The organism is Paenibacillus vortex V453 (genome assembly GCF_000193415.1).
GTDB classification, from domain to species: domain Bacteria; phylum Bacillota; class Bacilli; order Paenibacillales; family Paenibacillaceae; genus Paenibacillus_AQ; species Paenibacillus_AQ glucanolyticus.
The window spans coordinates 88707-110629 of the sequence record NZ_ADHJ01000020.1; the positions used below are offsets into that span (position 1 = coordinate 88707).

Annotated in this window: 21 protein-coding genes and 1 pseudogene; all 22 read left to right on the plus strand. The window is 48.5% G+C overall.

The annotated features are described in order from the left end of the window. Positions 1-33 precede the first annotated feature (33 nt). The 22 genes and pseudogenes from PVOR_RS12290 (at position 34) to PVOR_RS12395 (ending at position 21920) form a co-directional block, all read left to right on the plus strand. The gene (locus PVOR_RS12290; RefSeq protein WP_006209511.1) at positions 34-1338 is read left to right on the plus strand and encodes a CCA tRNA nucleotidyltransferase; all 1305 of its coding nucleotides are present in this window, start codon (positions 34-36) and stop codon (positions 1336-1338) included. Then, positions 1325-2315: pseudogene (locus PVOR_RS12295) on the plus strand (biotin--[acetyl-CoA-carboxylase] ligase). The gene PVOR_RS12290 and the pseudogene PVOR_RS12295 overlap by 14 nt, the downstream one beginning before the upstream one ends. A 280-nt stretch (positions 2316-2595) precedes the next feature. After that, positions 2596-3477, plus strand: a complete 882-nt coding sequence (gene panB / locus PVOR_RS12300; RefSeq protein WP_006209513.1) for a 3-methyl-2-oxobutanoate hydroxymethyltransferase — start codon at positions 2596-2598, stop codon at positions 3475-3477. Continuing rightward, a complete protein-coding gene (gene panC / locus PVOR_RS12305; protein ID WP_006209515.1) occupies positions 3474-4364 on the plus strand; it encodes a pantoate--beta-alanine ligase in 891 nt (296 codons plus the stop codon). The genes panB and panC overlap by 4 nt, the downstream gene beginning before the upstream one ends. Next, complete coding sequence (gene panD, locus PVOR_RS12310; protein ID WP_006209517.1) at positions 4357-4740, plus strand: aspartate 1-decarboxylase; 384 nt, start codon at positions 4357-4359, stop codon at positions 4738-4740. Before panC ends, panD begins: the two co-directional genes overlap by 8 nt. Before the next feature lie 133 nt (positions 4741-4873). After that, positions 4874-5479, plus strand: a complete 606-nt coding sequence (locus PVOR_RS12315) for a hypothetical protein (protein WP_231888042.1) — start codon at positions 4874-4876, stop codon at positions 5477-5479. 173 nt (positions 5480-5652) lie between these two features. Then, positions 5653-8538 carry an ATP-dependent DNA helicase DinG gene (gene dinG / locus PVOR_RS12320; RefSeq protein WP_006209519.1) on the plus strand — a complete coding sequence of 962 codons (2886 nt, stop codon included), beginning with the start codon at positions 5653-5655 and terminating at the stop codon, positions 8536-8538. A gap of 63 nt (positions 8539-8601) precedes the next feature. Then, positions 8602-9267: a redox-sensing transcriptional repressor Rex gene (locus PVOR_RS12325; RefSeq protein ID WP_006209520.1), complete on the plus strand. Its 666-nt coding sequence runs from the start codon at positions 8602-8604 to the stop codon at positions 9265-9267. Next, positions 9242-10543, plus strand: coding sequence for an amidohydrolase (locus tag PVOR_RS12330; RefSeq protein WP_006209521.1), 1302 nt, complete (start codon positions 9242-9244; stop codon positions 10541-10543). Before PVOR_RS12325 ends, PVOR_RS12330 begins: the two co-directional genes overlap by 26 nt. A gap of 30 nt (positions 10544-10573) precedes the next feature. Next, a complete protein-coding gene (locus PVOR_RS12335) occupies positions 10574-11092 on the plus strand; it encodes a cell wall elongation regulator TseB-like domain-containing protein (protein ID WP_006209522.1) in 519 nt (172 codons plus the stop codon). 266 nt (positions 11093-11358) lie between these two features. Next, positions 11359-11892: a hypothetical protein gene (locus PVOR_RS12340; RefSeq protein ID WP_006209523.1), complete on the plus strand. Its 534-nt coding sequence runs from the start codon at positions 11359-11361 to the stop codon at positions 11890-11892. Then, positions 11885-13387, plus strand: a complete 1503-nt coding sequence (locus PVOR_RS12345; protein ID WP_006209525.1) for an AAA family ATPase — start codon at positions 11885-11887, stop codon at positions 13385-13387. Before PVOR_RS12340 ends, PVOR_RS12345 begins: the two co-directional genes overlap by 8 nt. A gap of 133 nt (positions 13388-13520) precedes the next feature. After that, positions 13521-14393 (plus strand): 3-hydroxyacyl-CoA dehydrogenase family protein, encoded by an 873-nt coding sequence (locus PVOR_RS12350; protein WP_006209527.1) that lies wholly within the window; start codon positions 13521-13523, stop codon positions 14391-14393. Next, a complete protein-coding gene (locus tag PVOR_RS12355) occupies positions 14390-15598 on the plus strand; it encodes an acetate/propionate family kinase (protein ID WP_006209528.1) in 1209 nt (402 codons plus the stop codon). Before PVOR_RS12350 ends, PVOR_RS12355 begins: the two co-directional genes overlap by 4 nt. 30 nt (positions 15599-15628) lie before the next feature. Next, on the plus strand, positions 15629-16924 hold the full coding sequence (asnS, locus tag PVOR_RS12360; protein WP_006209529.1) for an asparagine--tRNA ligase: 1296 nt from the start codon (positions 15629-15631) through the stop codon (positions 16922-16924). A gap of 18 nt (positions 16925-16942) precedes the next feature. Continuing rightward, entirely contained in the window at positions 16943-17749 is an 807-nt protein-coding gene (locus PVOR_RS12365) for a DnaD domain-containing protein (RefSeq protein ID WP_006209530.1), read from the plus strand. A gap of 121 nt (positions 17750-17870) precedes the next feature. Further along, positions 17871-18560: an HAD family hydrolase gene (locus tag PVOR_RS12370; protein WP_006209531.1), complete on the plus strand. Its 690-nt coding sequence runs from the start codon at positions 17871-17873 to the stop codon at positions 18558-18560. Positions 18561-18594: 34 nt separating this feature from the next. Beyond that, a complete protein-coding gene (locus PVOR_RS29585) occupies positions 18595-18813 on the plus strand; it encodes an HAD hydrolase-like protein (RefSeq protein ID WP_076152917.1) in 219 nt (72 codons plus the stop codon). A gap of 288 nt (positions 18814-19101) precedes the next feature. Beyond that, a complete protein-coding gene (locus tag PVOR_RS12380) occupies positions 19102-19371 on the plus strand; it encodes a CD3324 family protein (RefSeq protein WP_006209534.1) in 270 nt (89 codons plus the stop codon). A gap of 146 nt (positions 19372-19517) precedes the next feature. Next, positions 19518-20528, plus strand: coding sequence for a phosphotransferase enzyme family protein (locus PVOR_RS12385; RefSeq protein ID WP_006209536.1), 1011 nt, complete (start codon positions 19518-19520; stop codon positions 20526-20528). A 325-nt stretch (positions 20529-20853) separates the two neighbouring features. Then, positions 20854-21465 carry an RNA polymerase sigma factor gene (locus PVOR_RS12390; protein WP_006209537.1) on the plus strand — a complete coding sequence of 204 codons (612 nt, stop codon included), beginning with the start codon at positions 20854-20856 and terminating at the stop codon, positions 21463-21465. Continuing rightward, a complete protein-coding gene (locus PVOR_RS12395; RefSeq protein WP_006209538.1) occupies positions 21462-21920 on the plus strand; it encodes a hypothetical protein in 459 nt (152 codons plus the stop codon). The genes PVOR_RS12390 and PVOR_RS12395 overlap by 4 nt, the downstream gene beginning before the upstream one ends. Positions 21921-21923: the final 3 nt, after the last annotated feature.

Genomic DNA, 21923 nt, shown 5'->3' on the forward strand with positions numbered 1-21923 from the left:
TCGTTGTTTTTCGGGTGAAGGAACGGGAATACTATGGCAGAGATGTTTAATTCAGTACAATGGCGCAACGCAGACCCAAATATGGCTGAGCGGAGTGCGGACGTGATCCGCACTCTGCTTCAGCATGGATATGAAGCATACTGGGTCGGAGGCTGTGTCCGTGACGAATACATGGGGCGCAGGGTCAGCGATATGGATATTACGACCTCGGCCTTGCCGGAAGTGACCTGCTCTGTCTTTCCGAAAGTGGTTCCTACAGGCATCAAGCACGGAACCGTTACAGTGCTGATGGAAGGTCAGGCTTTCGAAGTGACCACTTATCGGGTGGAGAGCGGGTATGAGGATCATCGGCATCCGACCGAGGTCGCTTTTGTCCGAGATGTGAAGGAAGATTTGACGCGGCGCGATTTTACGATGAATGCCATGGCCAGAGGCATCGACGGTTCCTGGGTGGATCCGTTTGGCGGACGAGAGGATATTGATAAACAAGTGATTCGCTGTGTCGGCGATGCCCGTCTTCGCTTTCGTGAAGATGCGCTGCGTATGGTTCGCTGTATTCGCTTCGCTTCGGTGTTTGGTTTCTCCATTGCCCTGCATACCTGGAAGGGAATTCTATCGGAGAGAGATACCCTAAGCTGGATTGCCATGGAGCGAATTCGCAGTGAATTTGAGAAAATCATGACCGGACCAACCCCATTACGGGGATTGGAAATGTTTCTCCGCAGCGGACTTTACTCACGAATGAAAGCCCCTTTTCCGTACACGGGGCATGATGTTCCTATCATGGAAGCCATCCATCGGACGGCCCCGGAGCATTCGTCCATCCGTTGGTCGCTGCTGCTGCTTGCCTGCGGCATTTCGGCCCAGGAAGCTGAGAGACTGCTGAGATCATGGACATTTTCCAATAAACAGCGGGAAGCGATTGTGAAATTGCTGGCGCTTCACGAATCATATGCACAGGTCAATGAAGAAAAAGAAAAAGAAAAACAGAGCGGTAGGCTGACGTGGATCAAGCTTGTTCTTGCTCACGGGGCGGAAGCGGCTCATAGCTGGCTGCAGATGCAGACGGCTATGGAATGGACCGGAGCGGCGACCGTATCGCCGGCCGTGATGGAGCAGCTTGAGGGCTGGCTGCAGGAGCTTCAGATTCGAAATCTGAAGGATCTGAATATTACGGGAAGCGAGCTGCTGCTGGCGCTGGACAAGCGCGGTGGAGCCTGGCTTGGCGAACTTCTCGGGGAACTGCTGGAGAAGGCGGCGGCAGGTCTAATTAACAACGATAAGGAATCGTTGATTAATGAAGCAAAGCGGGTGGTAATTAATAATGAAGGATCATGATCAAGACAATTCGCTGCTGAGAATGTTTCAGGAGAATTCCGGTCAGTTTTTGTCAGGAGAAGAAATAAGCCGCAAGCTGTCCATAAGTCGGACGGCTGTATGGAAGCAGATTAATAAACTGCGAAGTTTGGGTTATGATTTTGAAGCTCTCCCGAGACTCGGCTATCGCATGATGGAATCGCCGGACAAGCTGAGTGTGGATCAACTGGAAGCGGGGATGACCAGTAAAGTCCTAGGCAAGCAAGTGAAGTTATTGGACAGAACGACCTCTACTCAAGAGGACGCCCGGCAGTTGGCTGAAGAGGGAGCACCGGAAGGCACTTTAGTCATCTCGGAAGAACAAACGGGCGGGCGCGGCCGAATGGGGCGGAGATTTCATTCCCCGCGGGGCAAGGGAATATGGATGAGCCTCGTACTACGGCCGAAACAGCCGCTGCATTTAACCCAGCAGCTGACCTTGCTGACGGGCGTGGCGGTTTGCCGAGCCATCATGAAATCCGCTGGAATAAAGACGGATATCAAGTGGCCTAACGATATTTTGTTTCAGGGTAAGAAGGTTTGCGGGATTCTGCTGGAGTCTGCTACGGAAGATGAAAGAGTCCGTTACTGCGTGGCAGGAATCGGAATTAGCGCCAATCTGAAGGAGACGGATTTTCCGGAAGAGCTGCGTGACGTTGCAACCTCGATTCGAATGGCTGGCGGTAAAACCATCAATCGAACCGAATTGATTCAAACCATCATGGCGGAGATGGAAGTTCTGTATGAACTGTACAACGAGCAGGGATTCGAACCGATTTCATCGCTCTGGGAAGCATTGTCAGGCTCAATCGGTCGGGAGGTGCGTGTCCAGACGATGCGAGACAGTTTCATTGGAATCGCTACAGGCCTCAATAAGGACGGCGTCATTGCTGGTGCGGAATAACGAGAATGAGACGATACCTGTTTATTCTGGAGATATTCTTTTTAATACCAGGTAAATCAAACATGGTGAAATTGCAGCGGTATTTTGTTATACTATAGCCAGAGGCGGTATCGTGAACAGCGAATTGCACTCTGCGCAAGTTTTGCAAGAAACATGTTATAGAACACCTTCATAACTGTTATGCCGGTTACGTTGGATTCTGCTCTGAGCCGAAAGGACCGAGACAGAAGGGACGATCGCGAGTGACTCTTTTTTGCCTTTCGGACTTTTTAGCGGTCGTGCTAAAAGGTTTTTTTATTGTGTTTAACTAAATTACACAGGGAGGCTGTGTCACAATGGCAGGCAAACAAGCACTAAACATTGTAAAAATGAAAAACATGAAGAAGAAGGGCGTACCGATTACGATGCTGACCGCGTACGATTATCCTTCTGCCAAGCTGGCGGAGGAAGCAGATATCGATATGATATTGGTAGGCGATTCGCTTGGCAACGTAGTGCTGGGCTACAATTCAACGATTCCTGTAACGCTGGATGATATGGTATACCATACTCGCGCGGTTGCTCGGGGGGCGGAAGAGACCTTTATCGTAGCCGACATGCCGTTTATGACCTATCATGGGGGCATTGATGAAAGCTTGCGAGGCGTTCGGAGGTTGATGCAGGAAGGCCATGCGCATGCCGTGAAAATGGAGGGTGGCGAAGAAATCGCCGATACCGTCAAACGTATTGTACAATCCGGTGTTCCGGTACTTGGGCACATCGGGCTGACGCCTCAATCCGTGAATCAGATTGGCGGCTATCGCATACAAGGCAAGGATGCTCTTGATGCCGAGCGGCTCATGAATGACGCGAAGGCACTTGAAGCCGCAGGTGCATTTGCAGTTGTATTGGAGCTGGTGACGGAAGAAACAGCAGCCGAAATTTCCAAAGTGCTGAGCATACCAACCATTGGCATTGGTGCCGGTCGTTATTGTGACGGTCAAGTACTGGTATACCATGATATATTGAAATATGCGTCCCCTTATCGGGACAAACGCTTCGTTAAAACCTACGCTGATGTCGGGACCATCATCCGCGATGGCATTTCACAGTATGTTAGGGAAGTGAAGGACCGCTCATTCCCGGCCGAAGAGCATGTGTTCAAAACAGAGACTAAAGCAGTGGTAGAAACGACATTATATGGCGGTACCAAGGAAAAGGTGGGCACGACTTCATGAAAGTGATTCGCACAATTGCGGAATTGAGATCCGAAATTCAGGATCGCCAGCAATCCGGTTACGGACCGGTAGGTCTTGTGCCGACGATGGGCTATTTGCATGAAGGACACGCTAGTCTGATGCGTAAAGCACGTGAAATGTCAGGAACGGTGGTCATCAGCATCTTCGTCAATCCGATACAGTTCGGTCCCGGTGAAGATTTCGAAACCTACCCGCGAGATGAAGCACGTGATGTGGCATTGGCGGAATCGCAAGGCGTAGACGTGGTGTTCATTCCAGCTGTACAGGAAATGTATCCGCAGCCAACAAAAACCAAGATTTCCGTAGCGGAAATAACGTCTTTATTGTGCGGAGCATCCCGCCCCGGGCATTTTGATGGCGTAACCACCGTTGTCAGTAAACTGTTCAATATCATAAAACCGGATTACGCCTTTTTCGGGATGAAGGACGCGCAGCAGGTGGCTGTCATTGAACAAATGGTACGGGATTTGAACATGGATGTCACCATCGTGCCCTGTCCCATCATCCGTGAAGCCGACGGTCTGGCCCTGAGCTCGCGGAACGTGTATTTGAAGCCGGAAGAGCGGGAACAGGCTCTTGTGCTGTCAGGTTCACTGCGGACGGCTCAGGAGGCAATCCAGCAAGGGCAGGCGGCAACGGCAGGAGAGATCCGTGCACATCTTCGAGAATATATATCCCGTTCCCCACTGGCCGATATTGAATATGCAGAATTACTCACATTCCCGGAACTTGTTCCAGTGGAAGATTCTTATCGTATGGTTGATGGAGACAGCCCGGTAATTATGGCGCTGGCTGTGCGCTTCGGCAGAACTCGTCTCATTGACAATGCGCTAATCCAACCAAAAGTAGGGGGATCCCATGTTTAGAACGATGATGAAATCCAAAATCCACCGGGCTACGGTGACGGAAGCCAATCTGAATTATGTGGGCAGCATTACCATTGATGAAAATTTAATGGAGGCTGCAGACTTGCTGGAGAATGAAAAAGTTCAAATCGTGAACAATAACAATGGCGCCCGTTTGGAAACGTACGTTATCAAAGGCGAACGCGGTAGCGGGGTTATATGCCTGAACGGCGCCGCAGCAAGGCTTGTTCAACCTGGAGACAATGTAATTATCATTTCTTATGCCATGATGTCCAAAGAGGAATACGACCATCATACGCCTACGGTTGTGATTGTCGACGAAATGAATAAGCCGGTTACGACGGAGTATCGCGAAGTCCACGCGGCGGTTCTCTAAGAGCCAAAATGTGACGGAAGCCCAAAGGGATGAAAAGACCGACTTCTACAGAAAATGAGTTCAGGTCGATGCACTGATCTCATTTTTCCGCTAAGGGTGGGATGCAGCTATGTTTCAACATGTATTCGCTGAAATGAACAACATGTTAGATGAAATTGTGAAGCATTACCCTTCTGCACAAGGTCCCCAAAAACAGGCGCTGGTACAAAACTGGAACATGCTCAAAAGCATGAGTGAAGCAATTATCGAGGAGTGGCTCCAATTTGAAGAGAAGATGGCCATTTTCCGCGAAAATGCCGTATCACCCCCGGTTTTTCCGCCGACCGAAGCGCCTGAATTGCAGCTTGATGCTTTTATCCGTGGCCAAGGTTATTACAAGTTGTTGATGTTCCAGCCGGCAATACAGCAGTTTGGGGCTGCCGCTGTGGTATTTCCGGAGAGCCTTCTGATCAAGCTGTACATTGCGATGTCCCATCTTTATATGGGGCAGACAGCTCAGGCATCTGATGTATTGATGTCCATTCTGCCGCTGGCAGATAACAAGAAGCTCCGGGCGATGATCTACAATGCACTTGGATGCATCGAGGTATTGAATGGACAACAAGGGAAGGCCGAAGAAAATTTCGCACTGGCAATTCACAGCGATCCGACTCTGCCCGATCCCATTATTAATCTGGAGGTCTGCAAGAAGAACCGCGGTGAACTTCAGTACGGCAGCCAACTGATCTCTTTGCTGTAGAAGAAAAAGCCTAACAAGAAGCGATGCCAGAGCTCATTCTAAAGAGACTTTGGCATCGCTTTTTGCCGTGTGAAGCAGGAAGGGGAGGGTGAGGGGATTTTTTACCCGGAATGTTCAAAACCCGCAACTTCTGGTATGCTGTTAATTAGTCTGGAGGAAAGGGATTTAGTCGAATGAAATTTGCCGTATTGGATTTTGAAACCACGGGCAACCAGTCTGCAGATGAGATTATTCAGGTCGGACTGGCCATCATCGAAGAGGATCGAAGTATATCCCGCGTGTACGGCACTTATGTCAATCCCGGGATTCCAATCCCTCCGTTTATCACCGGTTTGACCGGTATTTCTGACAGCGATGTAGCGGACGCTCCATCCCTAGAGGAAATGATGATGGAACTTGTGCCCATGCTCGACGATGTGGTATTGGTTGGGCATAACGTAGCTTTTGATTTTAATTTTTTGCAAAATGCACTCGATCGCTGTGGCTATTTACCGTTCAGCGGTCGGATTCTAGATACGATGCACTTCTTGAAAATATGCTTCCCTTCGCTTTCTTCATATCAGCTTGGAATGGTGTCTTCCCATTTCGGCCTGGAGCATGACCGTCCGCATCAAGCGGACAGCGATGCACTTGCAACGGCCTATGCGCTGCTGAAATGTCTGGAGGAGATCGATGAGCTTCCGCTCTTGACCATTCAACGGTTAAGTGATCTTTTTGCTGATGAGGATAGCGATTTGGCCTGGTTCTTTGACGGAATCCGGGCGGAACGGGAATTCCAAGCTGTACAGGGCGGAGATACCCATACGTATTATCGCCAGTTTGCGCTGGCTGTTGATGATTGGAACGATATTGCACCCGCAAGGGACGAATCGGAGCCGAACCCACTGGCTGATGTGAGCTTCGAACAGTACATGAGCGATGTCCGGGACCGTCTGAAGGAAACGCTGCCTCATTACGAGAGCAGAGACGCTCAGGATATGATGTTCCAAGAAGTGATGCAGGCACTGGATGATAATAAACATCTGTTGATTGAAGCAGGCACGGGAACAGGGAAGTCCCTCGGCTATTTGCTGCCTTCGATCTATCAAAGTGTGAAGCAGGAACAGAAGGTCATGGTCAGCACGCATACAATCAATCTTCAAGAACAGCTGCGTGACCGGGATATACCGCTGCTCACTCAGGTTGTTCCTTTTCCCTTTAAAGCAGCTATTTTTAAGGGGAGAGGACATTATTTGTGTTTGAGAAAATTTGAACATAAAATAAATAGAAGAGATTTTCATTCGCCGAAGGAAGATGTGATCATTGCAGCACAGATGCTGGTCTGGCTGACACAGACAGAAAACGGCGACGATGAAGAGCTGAACCTCGGCGGCCGTGGCGGAGATTTCTGGGAGACGATCTCCAGCGATTCGGATTCCTGTCTTGGACGTGCCTGCCCATGGTTCCGCAAATGCTACTATCACAGGGCCAAACATGAAGCGAGCGTTGCCGACGTGGTCATTACGAACCATTCGAAGCTGTTCACTGACGTTAAAGCCAATCATCAGCTGCTGCCGAGTTATGAACGCCTCGTCATTGACGAAGCACATCATCTTGAGGACGTTGCGGGCAAGCACCTTGGCTTGCAAATGAAATATTTTACGGTTGTGCATACGTTGACCCGGATGTACAAGGACAGCCGCAGCGGACAGCTTCCCGCGCTTCGCCAGCTGCTTCAGGCTTCACCGCATGAGAAGGCCGTAGAATGGTCTTCTGTCATTGACCGTATGTATCCAGATCTCATCACGGCCAAAGAAAATTGGGATCGTCTTAGCGATCAGCTGTTTGCACTGCTGCCGGAACGCGGGGATGCATCTCCAGGAGAAGCGGGCCAATTCTCACTTCGGTTATCGCCTCTCAAGAAACCGAAGGATTGGCAATCGCTGGCGGAGCTGGAGCATCAGATTCATGTGACCCTGGGTGACGTTGTGCGCAAGGGTGACAAGCTGATTGCTGAAATGAAGGAAGATCTGGATGATTACAGTGCAGACAGCTTGCTTACGGATCTGTCCGGACTGTTTAAAGACCTGGCCGCTCACCGTGAGGACTTGCGCTCCTTCATGGCTCTTAATGATGAGGGTACGGTATACTGGATGGAGGCTAATGGCAATTTCCGCAGTAAATCGCTGCAGCTCTATGCAGTGCCTGTTGATGTAAGCACTCATTTAAAGGAATTGTTTTTTGATAAAAAACAAAGCGTCATTCTGACATCGGCTACCTTGTCGGTGGATAAATCGTTCCAGTTCATGATCGAGAATCTGGGTCTTCAGGAAGCGGCTGACGCCGGTAATCTGAACACGGTTCAGCTGCCGTCTCCGTTTAATTACAGAGAACAAGCGCTGCTTGTCGTTCCGCGTGATTTTCCGAGCGTGAAGGGATCGGTCGGGGATGCCCTCTTTGTGAACACACTTGTGCAGTCACTGGCCGAAACGGCGATCGCTACCCATGGAAGGATGCTCGTTCTGTTCACCTCTTACCGGATGCTGCGTCAGGTGCATGAGCCACTGAAGGAAGCATTGGCATTAAGCGACATTGCGGTGCTGGGGCAAGGAATGGACGGGACCAGTCGAACCAAGATGATTCGACGCTTCCAGGAGAGCAGCGCATCGGTGCTCCTTGGCACCAGCTCCTTCTGGGAAGGGGTCGACATTCCGGGCGAGGCGTTGACCTGTCTTGCTATTGTACGGCTGCCTTTCCAGCCGCCGAATCATCCGCTGGTGGAAGCCAAGAGTGAACTGCTGCAGCAGCAGAAAAAGAACCCCTTCATGAAGCTTTCCGTTCCGCAAGCGGTTATTCGGTTCAAGCAAGGGTTTGGCCGCCTGGTCCGGACGGCACAGGATAAAGGGATCGTGATTGTATACGATACCCGGGTGATTGAATCCTATTACGGGAAATATTTCTTATATTCCTTGCCAGGACCTAAGATGGAGCATATGCCGACAGAGGGAATTGTTCCACGCATCTCGGAATGGCTTCAGGAAGAGGTCGAGGTTGGGGCAGATAACCAATCCGATGAATGATAGCTAAACGAAGAATGAAAATGCAAGAGATGTAGTTATTAACCTTTACTAGGGGGAGCATGCATGAAATCGGAAAAAATTTCGGAAGCCGTGGTCCGCAGATTACCTGTATATTTGCGCTATTTGAATGAGCTTCAGAAGCGGGAGGTCTCAACTGTTTCATCCCAGGAGCTGGGGCAGAAACTGGATCTGAATCCTGCTCAAATTCGTAAGGACCTGGCGTATTTCGGTGATTTTGGACGGAAAGGGATCGGATATGATGTTTCCTATTTGATTGAGAAGATTCGCCAGATTCTGAAGCTGGACCAGAAGATTAATGTAGCATTGGTTGGAGCCGGTAATCTTGGACATGCATTATCCAATTACAATGCATTCCTGAAGGATAATATGAAGATTGTGGCTATTTTCGATTCATATTCCCCCAAAGTTGGTATGAAAATCAACAACTTGACGGTTCAGCCGATGGAAGAGCTTGAGAAAACCGTACATGAATACGGCATTCGTATCGGGATTATTACCGTTCCGGATTTTGAGGCGCAAAACGTAGCTAATCAGCTTATTGCAGCAGGCATCGAAGCGATTCTGAATTTTGCGCCAACCATCCTGAAAGCTCCACCTCATATCCGTATTCATACGGCCGATTTTACAACCGATTTGCAGAGCTTGGCTTATTATTTGGACAACGGTAAGGAGGAAGCTTCACATGACGACAACGAAGTGGATGGTTAAGAACGGTACTTTTGCTGTGCTTGAGGATGGAAGATCCGTTCTTCGTGGATACATGGTTGTTGAGAATGACCGCATTACCTATCTTGGTGAGGAACAGCCGCCGGTAGAGGAAGGAACCGAGATTATCGACGGCACACATCTGTTGTTCCTGCCTGGTTTGGTAAATACCCATGGACATGCTGCCATGTCACTGCTCCGCGGTTATGGAGACGATTTGGCGCTGCAAGTATGGCTGCAGGAAAAAATGTGGCCGATGGAAGCCAAATTCACGGCCGATGATGTTTACTGGGGAGCCTCTCTTTCCGTGCTGGAGATGATCAAGGGCGGAACCACAACTTTTGTGGATATGTATGATCAGATGGACCAGGTTGCGAAGGTGGTAGAGGATTCAGGAATGCGCGGTGTCCTGACCCGTGGCGTTATCGGATTATGTCCGCCTGAGGTTCAGCAGCAAAAACTGGATGAGGCGGTTGCATTTGCGAAGGACTGGCACGGCAAAGCCGATGGCAGAATCACAACGATGCTCTCGCCGCATGCACCGTATACGTGTCCACCGGATCTAATTGAAAAATTCGTCCAAGCATCCCATGATTTGAATCTGCCGCTGCATACACATATGTCGGAAACGGACACGGAAGTGGCCCAGAATGTGAATGACTACGGACTCCGTCCCGTTGCGCATCTGGAGAAGCTGGGCATGTTCTCTCGTCCTACACTTCTGGCGCACGCCGTCCATTTGACTGATGAAGAGATCGAGATTTTGGCTAAATATCAAGTCGCGGTCTCTCATAATCCAGGCAGTAATCTGAAGCTTGCCAGTGGTATAGCGCGCGTGCCTGCACTGCTGAAAGCCGGCGTTACCGTGTCCCTGGGTACCGACGGACCAGCGAGCAATAACAATCTGGATATGTTTGAAGAGATGCGTCTGGCTGCATTGATCCATAAAGGGGTAAGCGGTGATCCTACGGCCATTCCAGCAGCCGAAGCACTGCGGATGGGTACGGAGTATGGAGCCAAATCGGCTTTCATTGAAGATATAGGCACACTTGCCGTCGGCATGAAGGCGGATATGATCGCGTTGAATACAGATCAGGCGCACTTCCTTCCTCGAACCGATTATGTGTCCCATGCGATCTATTCAGCCAGTGCAAAGGATGTAGAGCATGTATGGGTTGACGGCAAGCAGGTAGTGAAAAATGGCGCCAGCCTTACCCTCGACGAGGAACGTATTCGCCGGGAAGCCCAGTCTGCATTTGAGCGTCTTACAACCCTCTAGGGAATAATCAAGGGGAGCGAGGAAGACGGATTGAAGAAAAAAACGAAGTGGATATTGCTAAGTGTATCCGGAGTGCTGCTCTTGCTGCTAGGTCTGCAGCTCTACTATTCGCATGTCATGAAGGACACTTGGAATGAAGAGAGAATGGCAATCAACGCTTCCAAACAGCATGGCGGTTTGGTTTCGACAGGAAAGACCTATAAATCGGTGTGGGGCGAGGACAACAATTACTGGGTTGTCAGCGGCAAGGATAAAGACAATCAGGACCGAATGGTCTGGGTGAAATTCACCGATGATAATGTACCGGTTGACGGTGCCGATGCGGTGCAGTCTGTCTTATTGAGTTCCGGAATGTCAGAAGCACAAATACTGGATCAGATTCACAATGATTTGCCAGGAGCAACCATTAAGAGATTGCTGCCGGGTATGTATGAAAATGAGTTTGTATGGCAGCTCCAGTACGAAAGCAATGGTCAGCGGGGCTATCGATTCTATCGTTTCCAAGATGGAAATCCGATCGGCAATGACATTATTCTTCCAAATCAATAGTAGAAAAATAAAGAGAGACATCCCTATCAATTTCGGGATGCCTCTTTTTTTCACAACAATTGACAACGTTTACAATAAATAAAATGGAAAAACTGTTCTAAATATTTTCACAGATACGCATGAAAAAGTATATAAAATGTGATATACTCATATTTGTACAAATTAAGCATACAAACTACATGCATCGTATTATATCGTTGTTACATGTCATTATATACAAAGAAAATGATAGACAAAAACTATATAAGATTTTAAGGAGGAACTTCATGAAACTACGCATTGTACCTATCGTGCTGACTGTCGTGATCTCAGCATCGGTCCTCTTTGGTGGATGGTTTCTGTATCGGCAGATGGCACAGCATAACCCGCTAGCAAATGTTGTTTCGCAGTATGATGGTGTGAAGAGTTCTCATATAGATATTAAACAGGATACGGTTACTTTGAAACTTGATCTGGCTCCGGAAACGAATTTGCAGGGGCTTGTGCAGCATATAAAGCAAGAAGGCAAATCTGTAATTGGGCAGCGTGAGCTGAAAATCCAGGTGGAGGAGCATTCCTCGGAAGCGCTGGACCAATGGTGGGAGCAGGCGATGTTATCCGTTGCAGAAGCGATGGACAACAAGCAGTACACCGATATCCAATCTTCGCTTGAGCAATTGGCTGGCGAGTCCACGAACTTAAAAGCGAAAGCAACCATTGATGACACCAATGTTTATGTCAGCTTGTCGGATGGGAAGTCTGGTAAATTTATTATCTTGCCGCGTCAACCGGGTAAAATGGGGGTTTGGAACCATGCCTAAACTGGCTAAAGAGATCATGCTGGGTTTTATCCCGGTTTTGTTGGTATTCCTCGTGTTTGTAGGCGTCAACGTCGTGCCTCTGTTTATTGCTGCGGCCCTCGTAGGTACGCTACTGTTTATTGCAAAGATGAAGGGCGGCATCGCGGTGGGGGCTGGTAATGAACGCAAGCGAAAGAAGAGCGGACCGGCCAAACTGACATTCGAAGAAATCGGCGGGCAGGATAATGCCAAGCAAGAACTCCGCGAGGCTCTGGATTTTCTCATTCGTCATGAAGATATTAAGAAATTTGGCATTCGTCCGTTGAAGGGCATTCTTCTTACCGGGCCTCCGGGAACAGGGAAGACCCTGATGGCCAAAGCCGCTGCCCATTATACGGATTCTATCTTTGTTGCTGCATCCGGCAGTGAGTTTGTTGAAATGTATGTCGGGGTTGGTGCCGGTCGTGTCCGGGATCTGTTTAAGGATGCCAGAAGCCGCGCTGCAAAAGAAAACAAACAAAATGCGATCATTTTCATAGATGAGATTGATGTGATTGGCGGCAAGCGTGAAGGCGGCCAGCAGCGTGAATATGACCAGACACTGAATCAACTGTTAACTGAAATGGACGGCATTTATTCTCAGGATACTCCGCGTATACTGGTTATAGCTGCTACGAACCGCAAAGAAATGCTGGATAGTGCACTGCTGCGTCCAGGACGATTTGACCGCCATATTCAGGTGGATCTGCCCGATAAGAAGGGGCGTACACATATCTTGAATCTCCATGCGGGTAACAAGCCGCTGCATGAGGATGTCGACTTGGACAAAATCGCGGAGGAAGCCTATGGCTTTTCCGGCGCACAGCTGGAGAGTGTCATGAATGAAGCTGCAATCTATACGATGCGTGAGAATGAGCAGTTTATCCATCAGCGCCATTTATCCATGGCGATTGACAAAGTGATGATGGGTGAACGCTCGGACCGAGAATCGAATTTCGAAGAGAAGAAGCGCGTTGCCATCCATGAATTGGGACATGCTATTATGGCAGAGCTTGTGCGTCCCGGCAGTGTCAAGCAAGTAGCATTGAGTCCGCGTGGTAAAGCACTTGGTTATGTTAGGCATAATCCGCAACAGGAACAATACCTGTATACCAAGGCGTTCCTGGAAGAGCAGATTATGATAGCGCTTGGCGGTGCCGCCGCCGAGGAGATTTATTACGGGGGCCGAAGCACGGGCTCCAGCAATGACTTTGAGCAATCGCTTAACATCGTAGAGACGATGATGAAGTCAGGACTGACGGCGCTCGGCATCATCAATATGAATATGGTAACTACGGAAGAGTTAATGAAAGAGAATAATATGATTCTGGAAGAGTTAATGAACCGAACGAAAAGCCTCTTGGAACAGAATCGGCCAATATTCGACAATTCTCTTGACATCCTGTTGAAGGAAGAAATCCTCTCGGGAGAACAATTTCGTTGTCAATTTCGTGAAAACGCGCTTTTACCAGCATAAATTGTTATGCTGGTTATTTTTTTTTACTTTTTTGTCGTGCTAAGATATTATTATACTTTGTGCTCTAAACTGTATTTTTCGACAAATGGGGTACAATAAAGTATAGAGATAAGGAAAGGGTGGAGTAGAAACCATGTACTTCAAAAAAATCGGCGTTGTAGGCGGCGGGACTATGGGGCAGGGCATTGCGGAGATGCTGGCTGCAAAGGGTCTTGACGTACTGCTCGTAGAGAAAACTCCAGAGAAACTGGACTATTCATACCGAATGATTGAGACCAGTCTAGATAAACAGCTGGAGAAGTGGGGAATTACCCAAGCAGAGAAGAAACTGATACTGAACCGGATTCAAAAAGTAACTCATTTTGCCGAGCTTAGCACCTGCGATATGGTGATTGAGACCATTATAGAGGACTTGGAAGCGAAAAAAGAAGTGTTTACACAGCTGGATCAAGTATGTCCCAGCCATGTGATATTAGCAAGTAATACATCCACGCTTAGTTTGACGGAGCTCGCCAGCTCTACCAAATATCCTGAGCGTGTTATTGGCATGCACTTCATACATCCTGTTTCCAAGGTAGATCTGGTTGAAATTATCCGCGGTCTGAAAACTTCCGATCATACGTTCACGGAAACGAAACGCTTTGTCGAGGAAGTGTCCGATAAAAAAGGCATCATGGTTTATGAATCCCCAGGCTTCGTTACAACACGCATGATCACGCTCCTCATCAATGAAGCGATGCATCTGCTTCAAGAAGGTGTGGCTTCGGCAGAAGATATCGACGATGCGATGAGAATCGGTTATAACTTCCAGCACGGGCCGCTGGAGATGGCAGACCGCTTTGGTCTCGATTCCATTCTTGCGGCGCTGGAGCGGATGTTCCGCGAGTATGGCGAGCTGAAATACCGTCCATCGATTGTCTTGAAGAAAATGGTTCGCGCAGGACAACTGGGCGTCAAAACCGGAGAAGGCTTTTTCAAGTACGACAAGGATGGTGACCGGGTATGAATATTCTCGTAATCAACGCAGGCAGCTCTTCACTGAAGTATCAATTGTACAACATGACAGATGAATCCGTACTGGCCAAAGGGCTGGTTGAGCGGATCGGTATGGATTCCTCCATTTTGACCCATAAGCCGACCGGAAAACAGGACGTAACCGAGGTTAGCGAAATTCTGGAGCATACAACGGCCATCCGCAAGGTGCTTGGCATGCTGACGAATGAAGAACATGGTGTTATTGACTCCATCGAGAACATTCAGGCTGTCGGTCACCGCGTGGTCCATGGCGGTGAATCTTTCAAAGCGTCCGCGCTTGTAGATAGCGATGCAAAAGCCGAGATTCGCCGTTTGTTTGACTTGGCTCCGCTTCATAATCCGGCGTCCATGATGGGAATTAAGGCTGCAGAAACGAATATGCCGGGCGTGCCGCAGGTGGTTGTATTTGATACGGCATTCCACCAAACCATGCCGGAAAAATCGTATCTATACGCTATTCCGAGAGTTCTTTATAATAAATACAAAGTACGTCGTTACGGTGCGCACGGAACATCCCATGCTTATGTCAGCCAGGCAGCAGCAGAGTTCCTGAACCGCCCGCTCGAGGATTTGAAGATCATTACCTGTCATATCGGCAACGGCGCTTCCCTGACAGCTGTTCAAGGCGGAAAATCTATCGATACCTCCATGGGCATGACCCCGCTGGAAGGTCTGATGATGGGTACCCGCAGCGGTGATTTGGACCCTGCAATCGTTCCGTTTGTCATGAACAAGGAAGAATTGACGGTCAATGAAGTAAACTCGATGCTGAACAAGCACAGCGGACTGCTGGCGATTTCCGGAATCAGCAGCGATATGCGCGAGATCACGGAAGGCATGGAGAAGGGCGATCCGAATTCGACATTGGCTTTTGATATGTATGAATATCGTGTTCGTAAATACATCGGCTCTTATGCTGCGGCAATGAACGGTGTGGACGTTATCGTGTTTACCGCGGGGGTTGGCGAGAATTCGATCGTTCTTCGTCAAAGAGTGCTTGAGCAGCTTACCTATCTCGGAGTAGAATTGGATGAGGAGCTGAACAGCATTCTTTCCGGCGAGCCGCGTCGTATTTCAACGGCGAATTCCAAGGTAGAGGTTCTCGTGGTTCCTACCAACGAGGAATTGGTTATTGCTCGGGATACGCATCGTATCGTACAAGCTTCTAACCGTTAAATAGTAGTGATATAAGGGAGAGATTTAAGCATGGCCACCAAAAGTGTGATTCGTAACGTCAACCAGCATGTCGGTGAGACCGTCACGATCGGCGCCTGGATTAACAACAAGCGTTCCAGCGGGAAGATTCAGTTCCTGCAGCTTCGCGATGGATCGGGATATATCCAGGGTGTTGTTGTGAAGAGCGAAGTATCCGAGCAGGTATGGGATGACGCGAAAAGCCTGACACAAGAGAGCTCTTTGTATGTGACGGGTGTGATACGTGAAGAGCCGCGCAGTCAGTCGGGTTACGAGATGACGGTTACCGGCATTGAAATTATTCATCTTACGGAAAACTATCCGATTACCCCTAAAGAGCATGGTGTCGATTATTTGATGGACCATCGTCATCTGTGGCTTCGCACACAGAAACAACGGGCAATTATGGTGATCCGCGCCGAAATCATCCGTGCGGTTCAAGCATATTTTGACACGAACGGATTTACCCTTGTGGATCCTCCGATTTTGACACCAACTTCGGCGGAGGGGACAACAAACCTGTTCCATACGAAGTATTTTGAAGAGGATGCTTATTTGACGCAAAGCGGACAGCTGTACATGGAGGCCGCTGCTATGGCACTCGGTAAGGTATACTCCTTCGGTCCTACGTTCCGTGCCGAGAAATCCAAAACCCGTCGTCACCTGATCGAGTTCTGGATGATTGAGCCTGAGATGGCCTTCACAGACCATGAGGAGAGCCTTCAGGTACAAGAGCAGTTCATTAGTTATGTGGTGCAATCCGTAGTCAAGAACTGCCGTCAGGAGCTTGAGGCGATCGGTCGCGACATTTCCAAGCTTGAGGCGATACAGGCACCATTCCCTCGAATTACGTACGACGAGGCAATTGAATTCCTGCATACGCAAGGTTTCGATATTCCTTGGGGTGAGGACTTCGGAGCACCACACGAAACGGCTATCGCGGAGAAATATGATAAGCCGGTCTTTATAACACACTATCCGGCAGGGATCAAAGCATTCTACATGAAGCCGGATCCGAATCGTCCTGAAGTGGTGCTGTGTGCGGATATGATCGCACCGGAAGGCTATGGCGAGATTATCGGCGGCTCGCAGCGGATAGACGATCCGCAGCTGCTTGAAGAGCGCTTCAAGGAGCATGAGCTGTCGATGGAAACGTATCAATGGTACATGGATCTGCGTAAATACGGTACAGTCCCTCATTCCGGTTTTGGCTTAGGTCTGGAGCGCACCGTTGCCTGGATTTGCGGTTTGGATCATGTACGTGAGACAATTCCGTTCCCACGGACCTTGTACCGGTTGTATCCGTAAGCTGTGAGAGGTGAGTCTATGGACCACGGCAACGCTGGCACAGGCGTGAAAGGGTGGGCAGCGGGCGCAGCTGCCGGCATGAGCCAAGGGATGACCCTTATCCCTTACGCGTTGCTTCGGTATTATCGTTCCATCGGTTTAAGCGACCGTGAAGCAATGCTGCTCATACATCTGATCGGATATCAGCAGGTGGAGTTCAAGACGTTTCCTTCGCTGGAGGAGCTTTCGGACGTAACGGGAGCTCCGGCTTCTTTCATCGCCACAAGCCTGCAGCGCTTGATGAAGGAAGGGCTGCTCGGCATTGATGAGTATGTGGACGAGACACAGGGGATTCATTATGAGCGCTACAATCTGAATGGATTGTATGAGAGGCTCGCTTCTTGCCTGGCTGAAGAGGGCAAGGAGATGAGCGCTGATGGAACCACGTTTGCGTCCCCGCTATTAAATGCCCGTCCGGTTTCCGGCAAAGGAACGGACTCGGAGAAGTCAACGCCTGAGAAGGAAGAACGAAATTTGTTCTCGATATTCGAAAAAGAGTTCGGCCGTCCCTTATCGCCCATGGAGCTGGAGACCATCTCCGGTTGGGTCGATGCGGACCGATATCCGGACGAGTTGATATTGTTAGCTCTGAAGGAAGCGGTATTTGCGGGCAAGCTTCATTTCCGCTATATCGACCGTATCTTGCTCGAATGGAGCCGCAATCGTGTACGCACAGCGCAGGATGCCAAAGCTTATACGCAGAAATTCAGGAATAATCGGAAGATAGATGAAGCACGTCCATATCGGACGTGCTTTTTTTGTTATCCGCTATTTGAATTGGATTGATGGCTGTTTTTTTATATAGTTGAAAATGGGATGTGCAGACAGGAGCTATCAGAAGCAGGAGAATATTCCTGCATCAGCGAATTCATCTATTTACTGCAACCGGATGTGAGGAGAGAGAGACATGAAATATAAAGCCATTATTTTTGATCTGGATAACACGCTGCTGGATTACAATCAGAGCGAGCAGACGTGTATGCAGCAAGCGCTTGAACATTACCGACTGCATGAGGATCTGACTTGGGATGAGTTCTGGAGTGTCTTTGGTCCGATTAACTTCCAATACTGGATGAACCGCACCCGGAATAATCACGATATCAGACAGGTGCTGGAGCATTCGTTCACGGACACCTTTCTGGGTTTGAAGCGGGATTTCAATCAGTTCAGGGAGATCTCGGAAACATACTGGGGATTCTTTTGCGGTTCTGATCATAAGGAGCCTAACGCCGATTTGATTCTGGAGCATCTGCATGGAAAATTTGCGCTTGGAGTGATTTCCAATGGCATAGGTGAAGCACAGCGCCAGCGTCTTACGACAGGGGGCTTGTTTCATTATTTTGACTCCTTTATCATCTCGGACGAGGTGAAGTGCTGGAAGCCGGATCCGTTGATTTTTGAGATGGCCTTGAGGGAATTGGCATTAAGTCCGAGTGAGGTATTGTACATAGGGGATTCACTCACGGATGATTATGAAGGAGCTGCGCGTGCCGGCATTGATTTTTGCTATTATAATCGTCGAGGCAAGGTTTTGCATGATCATCATCGTCCTACTTATATCATCAGTGATCTTCTGCAGATCAAGGATTTGACTTGAGCTTGACGGAACCCGATCCGACAGAACCGAGGTTATCCAGTACGTTCTGGATACATGCCATATCCAAACCTCGGACGCCGTGATGATTGGAGACCGGAAGCATGATCTGATTGGTGCCTTTAACTGCGGGGTACACAGTATGGCTGTTGGTTATGGATATGGATCAGAGGACAAGCTGACGGCATGTCAGCCAACCCATTATGTCAAAACGGTGAAAGAGCTGATGCAATCTTTTACACGTATAGTGGTTTGAAGAAGGGCGGAAACCGGGAACATGAACAACTTCATTTCGATTTCGGCGTATGATCGGTTATAATGGTCATAACCAGTCGGAATGTCATTATTTTGAAGGGAGGGGCATGATTATGAAGGGAAGATTGCAGATGAGCTCTATGCAAAGTCTATTTGATGAACAACGGCGGTTGTTTGCATGGAGCGATAAGAAAGTTGCCGCCTGATTACCTCGTGTAGAGAGGCCGTTTATCTAATGGACTTTGCATCCTTAAAACCTTTATTTTAATTTTAAGGAGCAGAGCTTACCATGAAATATATAAACGCGGATATTATACTTCCAGAAGAATTGCTAAAGGAAGTTCAGAAATATGTACAGGGCGGGATGGTGTACATCCCGAAACCTGAAGGATTGCGCAAGAAATGGGGAGAAAATTCCGGCAGCCGAGTATATCTGAAAACGAGAAACCTGGAAATCCGGCAAAAGTTTGCTTCGGGTACCACGATCGATGAGCTTTCTTCTCAATTTTGTCTATCCTGCGATTCGATCAAAAAAATCGTATATACCAAAAACAAGTAATGACAAGTCACATTGGACTCGATTCTGATGTGGCTTTTTGCTATGCCAATAAAAATCTTTTCAATCCATTTGTTATATAGGCTAGGCAGGACTGCGCCAGTATAATAAGTCAGGAACGTTGTAACGAATTAAGGAGAGGTGAGACCGTGGATGATTTTTTTCAATTTGAAAACGAAGAACAGCGGGGTAGACTGCTTGCAAGAGCTGAGAAGGTTGCCATGTCTGCACTTCAGTCCTATAACTTGCAATGGGTTGGCATTAAATTTATCGGCCTATCGGATACCATTACATATCAAATCCGGACTAACTTGGAAGAAACATATTTGTTGCGGATTCATTCAGACCGATGGAGCAGGAATGAAATCGAATCGGAACTTCAATTTCTGGATGTCCTTATTGCAACAGGAATCACAGTACCGACAGGTGTAGTCGCTTCCAATGGGTTAAGAGTGATGAAGATCGACACGGACCGAGGATTCCGATCTCCCTATGTCACTATCATGAGGTGGATGGATGGCGAGCATGTCATCGATAAACTTACAGAGGTTCAAGCTTTTCAGGTTGGGGCTATGATTGCGGGACTACACGAAGCAGCCATCGGTTTTGATTGGCCTTCTGCTTTTACTAGCCCCACATGGGGGATAGACAGCTATAGAACAGCTGTTGCCAAGCTGGAGCGATACGCAGAAACCTTTATGTCAGAAGTTTCTTGGGCACTGTATCAGCGTGCCGCTGAGAAGGTTTTATCAGAGCTTAACGCTATGACCGCTCATGATGGAAGTTATGGTCTCATTCATGCCGATTTACATTTGGGGAATATCGTGTTTGCAGGACAGTGTCCACAACCGATTGATTTTGGCAGATGTGGCTTCGGTTATTTTCTTTATGATCTGGCGGCGGTTATGCTGTCACTAGTTCCGAAGCAGCGATATAAGGTGATTGAAGGTTATAGGAGCGTGCGGAAGCTGGAGTCAGATTTCATTCGGACTTTGGAATGTTTTTTCATTATGATTATGATGGAGAATTATAGCCATCACGCCTCCAATCCAAGGGAGACGGATGGCTTGAAGGGTGAGCAGATCTATGCTTTAGCCTATATTCATGCTTTTTTGAACGGGAGTTCATTTTTGCTGAATGTGGTTCAGCCGGTGGACTAATCAATCAATGTCCAGTTGATCCCATCATGATAGAGGCGTATGATAAAATCATAGCGTGGCCTTTATGATGGGTGGCGTGTTTACCCGTTCACAGGGAACGATCCCCGTAACGGTCATGCACGTTGTTATGAACGTTTTATTTTGTGCTTAGCGGCATGATCCTGTAACTTGAAGTTGTACATTCTGGTTGCGGTCTATATCATCAATTCTAAAAAAGGGCGTCGATGGGCGTTCTTTTTTGTTTGGAGAATTTGGGAAGACTAAGCGGACCAGCTTTAGCCATTTGGACTTCGTTTTTTGATGATATAAATATTTTTTTGAAAAAGTGCAGGGGCAGCCGCCAAAGCTGACGTCTATTGTATTTGGGAAGGAGGGGAGAGCTATTGATGCGGAAACGTTAATCACGCGCATCCTGCAGGGTGAGCAAGAAGCCTTTCGGGAACTGGTGAACCATTACAGTCAGCACGTGTTCCATACGGCGTACTCGGTTTTGCGGGATGCCAAGGAAGCGGAGGATGCGTCGCAGGAAGTGTTTATTCAAGTATATAAAGCTCTCCCCCAGTACCGATCTGAAGGGTTTAAAACCTGGATTACGCGCATCACGCTAAATAAAGCGATTGATATGAAGAGGAAGCTTTCCCGTAAACCACCGGAGCAGCTGCCCGGTGAACATGATGAAGTGCTGGATAAACTCCCTTCCCGGGACGAAGATGTGGTCTCTCTGCTCATACATAAGGAGCGAAGAGAAGAGCTTCGAGAGAAGATCGAACAACTGCCGGACAATCACCGAGAAATTATAACGGCCTTTTATTTGGATGAGAAAAATTATGAACAGATTGCGACCGAGCTGAACGTTACGGTGAAGACCGTGGAGTCGAAGCTGTACCGGGCCAGACAATGGATTCGGAAATCCTGGAAGGAGGAGGAATGGAAATGAACGTTAAGGACAACGGGCTTAAACAGCTAACTGAACGCTATATTCGAGGGGAAGGTTCACTTGAAGAACGAACGTATTATGAAGAGCTCATGTTAACGGATGACAGTGTGCTGGAGTTATATATGCAATTGCTGGCAGAGCTTGATTCGGAACTCCCCAATCTGGCAGATCCTGAAGGGTTTGCGGATCAGGTGGTAGCTCATGAACACGTTAAGCCATGCATTCGCAAAGAACCGTCGCAGATTCAGGAACGTCCCAAGCGCTGGTACGAACGCGCCATCGTTCACTATACCTTCGCCGCGTCCATTACCATGCTGTTCCTCTTTACCGGAGCATTCGACCGTCTTCTTCCCGGCGAGATCAGCGGTGAAGTTCCCTTATCGAACACTCCTTCTTACAGCGAGCAATTGATGAATAAAACAACGGGCTGGCTGGACCAGCTATTGTCCAGATAAGAA

Excerpts from the sequence above, each read along its gene's own strand:
- PVOR_RS12350 (WP_006209527.1), top strand. The coding sequence starts at position 13,521 with ATGTACTTCAAAAAAATCGGCGTTGTAGGCGGCGGGACTATGGGGCAG.
- asnS (WP_006209529.1), top strand. The coding sequence starts at position 15,629 with ATGGCCACCAAAAGTGTGATTCGTAACGTCAACCAGCATGTCGGTGAG.
- PVOR_RS12370 (WP_006209531.1), top strand. The coding sequence starts at position 17,871 with ATGAAATATAAAGCCATTATTTTTGATCTGGATAACACGCTGCTGGAT.
- panC (WP_006209515.1), top strand. The coding sequence starts at position 3,474 with ATGAAAGTGATTCGCACAATTGCGGAATTGAGATCCGAAATTCAGGAT.
- PVOR_RS12345 (WP_006209525.1), top strand. The coding sequence starts at position 11,885 with ATGCCTAAACTGGCTAAAGAGATCATGCTGGGTTTTATCCCGGTTTTG.
- PVOR_RS12395 (WP_006209538.1), top strand. The coding sequence starts at position 21,462 with ATGAACGTTAAGGACAACGGGCTTAAACAGCTAACTGAACGCTATATT.
- PVOR_RS12325 (WP_006209520.1), top strand. The coding sequence starts at position 8,602 with ATGAAATCGGAAAAAATTTCGGAAGCCGTGGTCCGCAGATTACCTGTA.
- panD (WP_006209517.1), top strand. The coding sequence starts at position 4,357 with ATGTTTAGAACGATGATGAAATCCAAAATCCACCGGGCTACGGTGACG.
- PVOR_RS12315 (WP_231888042.1), top strand. The coding sequence starts at position 4,874 with ATGAACAACATGTTAGATGAAATTGTGAAGCATTACCCTTCTGCACAA.
- PVOR_RS12290 (WP_006209511.1), top strand. The coding sequence starts at position 34 with ATGGCAGAGATGTTTAATTCAGTACAATGGCGCAACGCAGACCCAAAT.
- PVOR_RS12330 (WP_006209521.1), top strand. The coding sequence starts at position 9,242 with ATGACGACAACGAAGTGGATGGTTAAGAACGGTACTTTTGCTGTGCTT.
- dinG (WP_006209519.1), top strand. The coding sequence starts at position 5,653 with ATGAAATTTGCCGTATTGGATTTTGAAACCACGGGCAACCAGTCTGCA.
- PVOR_RS12340 (WP_006209523.1), top strand. The coding sequence starts at position 11,359 with ATGAAACTACGCATTGTACCTATCGTGCTGACTGTCGTGATCTCAGCA.
- PVOR_RS12380 (WP_006209534.1), top strand. The coding sequence starts at position 19,102 with ATGAAATATATAAACGCGGATATTATACTTCCAGAAGAATTGCTAAAG.
- PVOR_RS12365 (WP_006209530.1), top strand. The coding sequence starts at position 16,943 with ATGGACCACGGCAACGCTGGCACAGGCGTGAAAGGGTGGGCAGCGGGC.
- panB (WP_006209513.1), top strand. The coding sequence starts at position 2,596 with ATGGCAGGCAAACAAGCACTAAACATTGTAAAAATGAAAAACATGAAG.
- PVOR_RS12355 (WP_006209528.1), top strand. The coding sequence starts at position 14,390 with ATGAATATTCTCGTAATCAACGCAGGCAGCTCTTCACTGAAGTATCAA.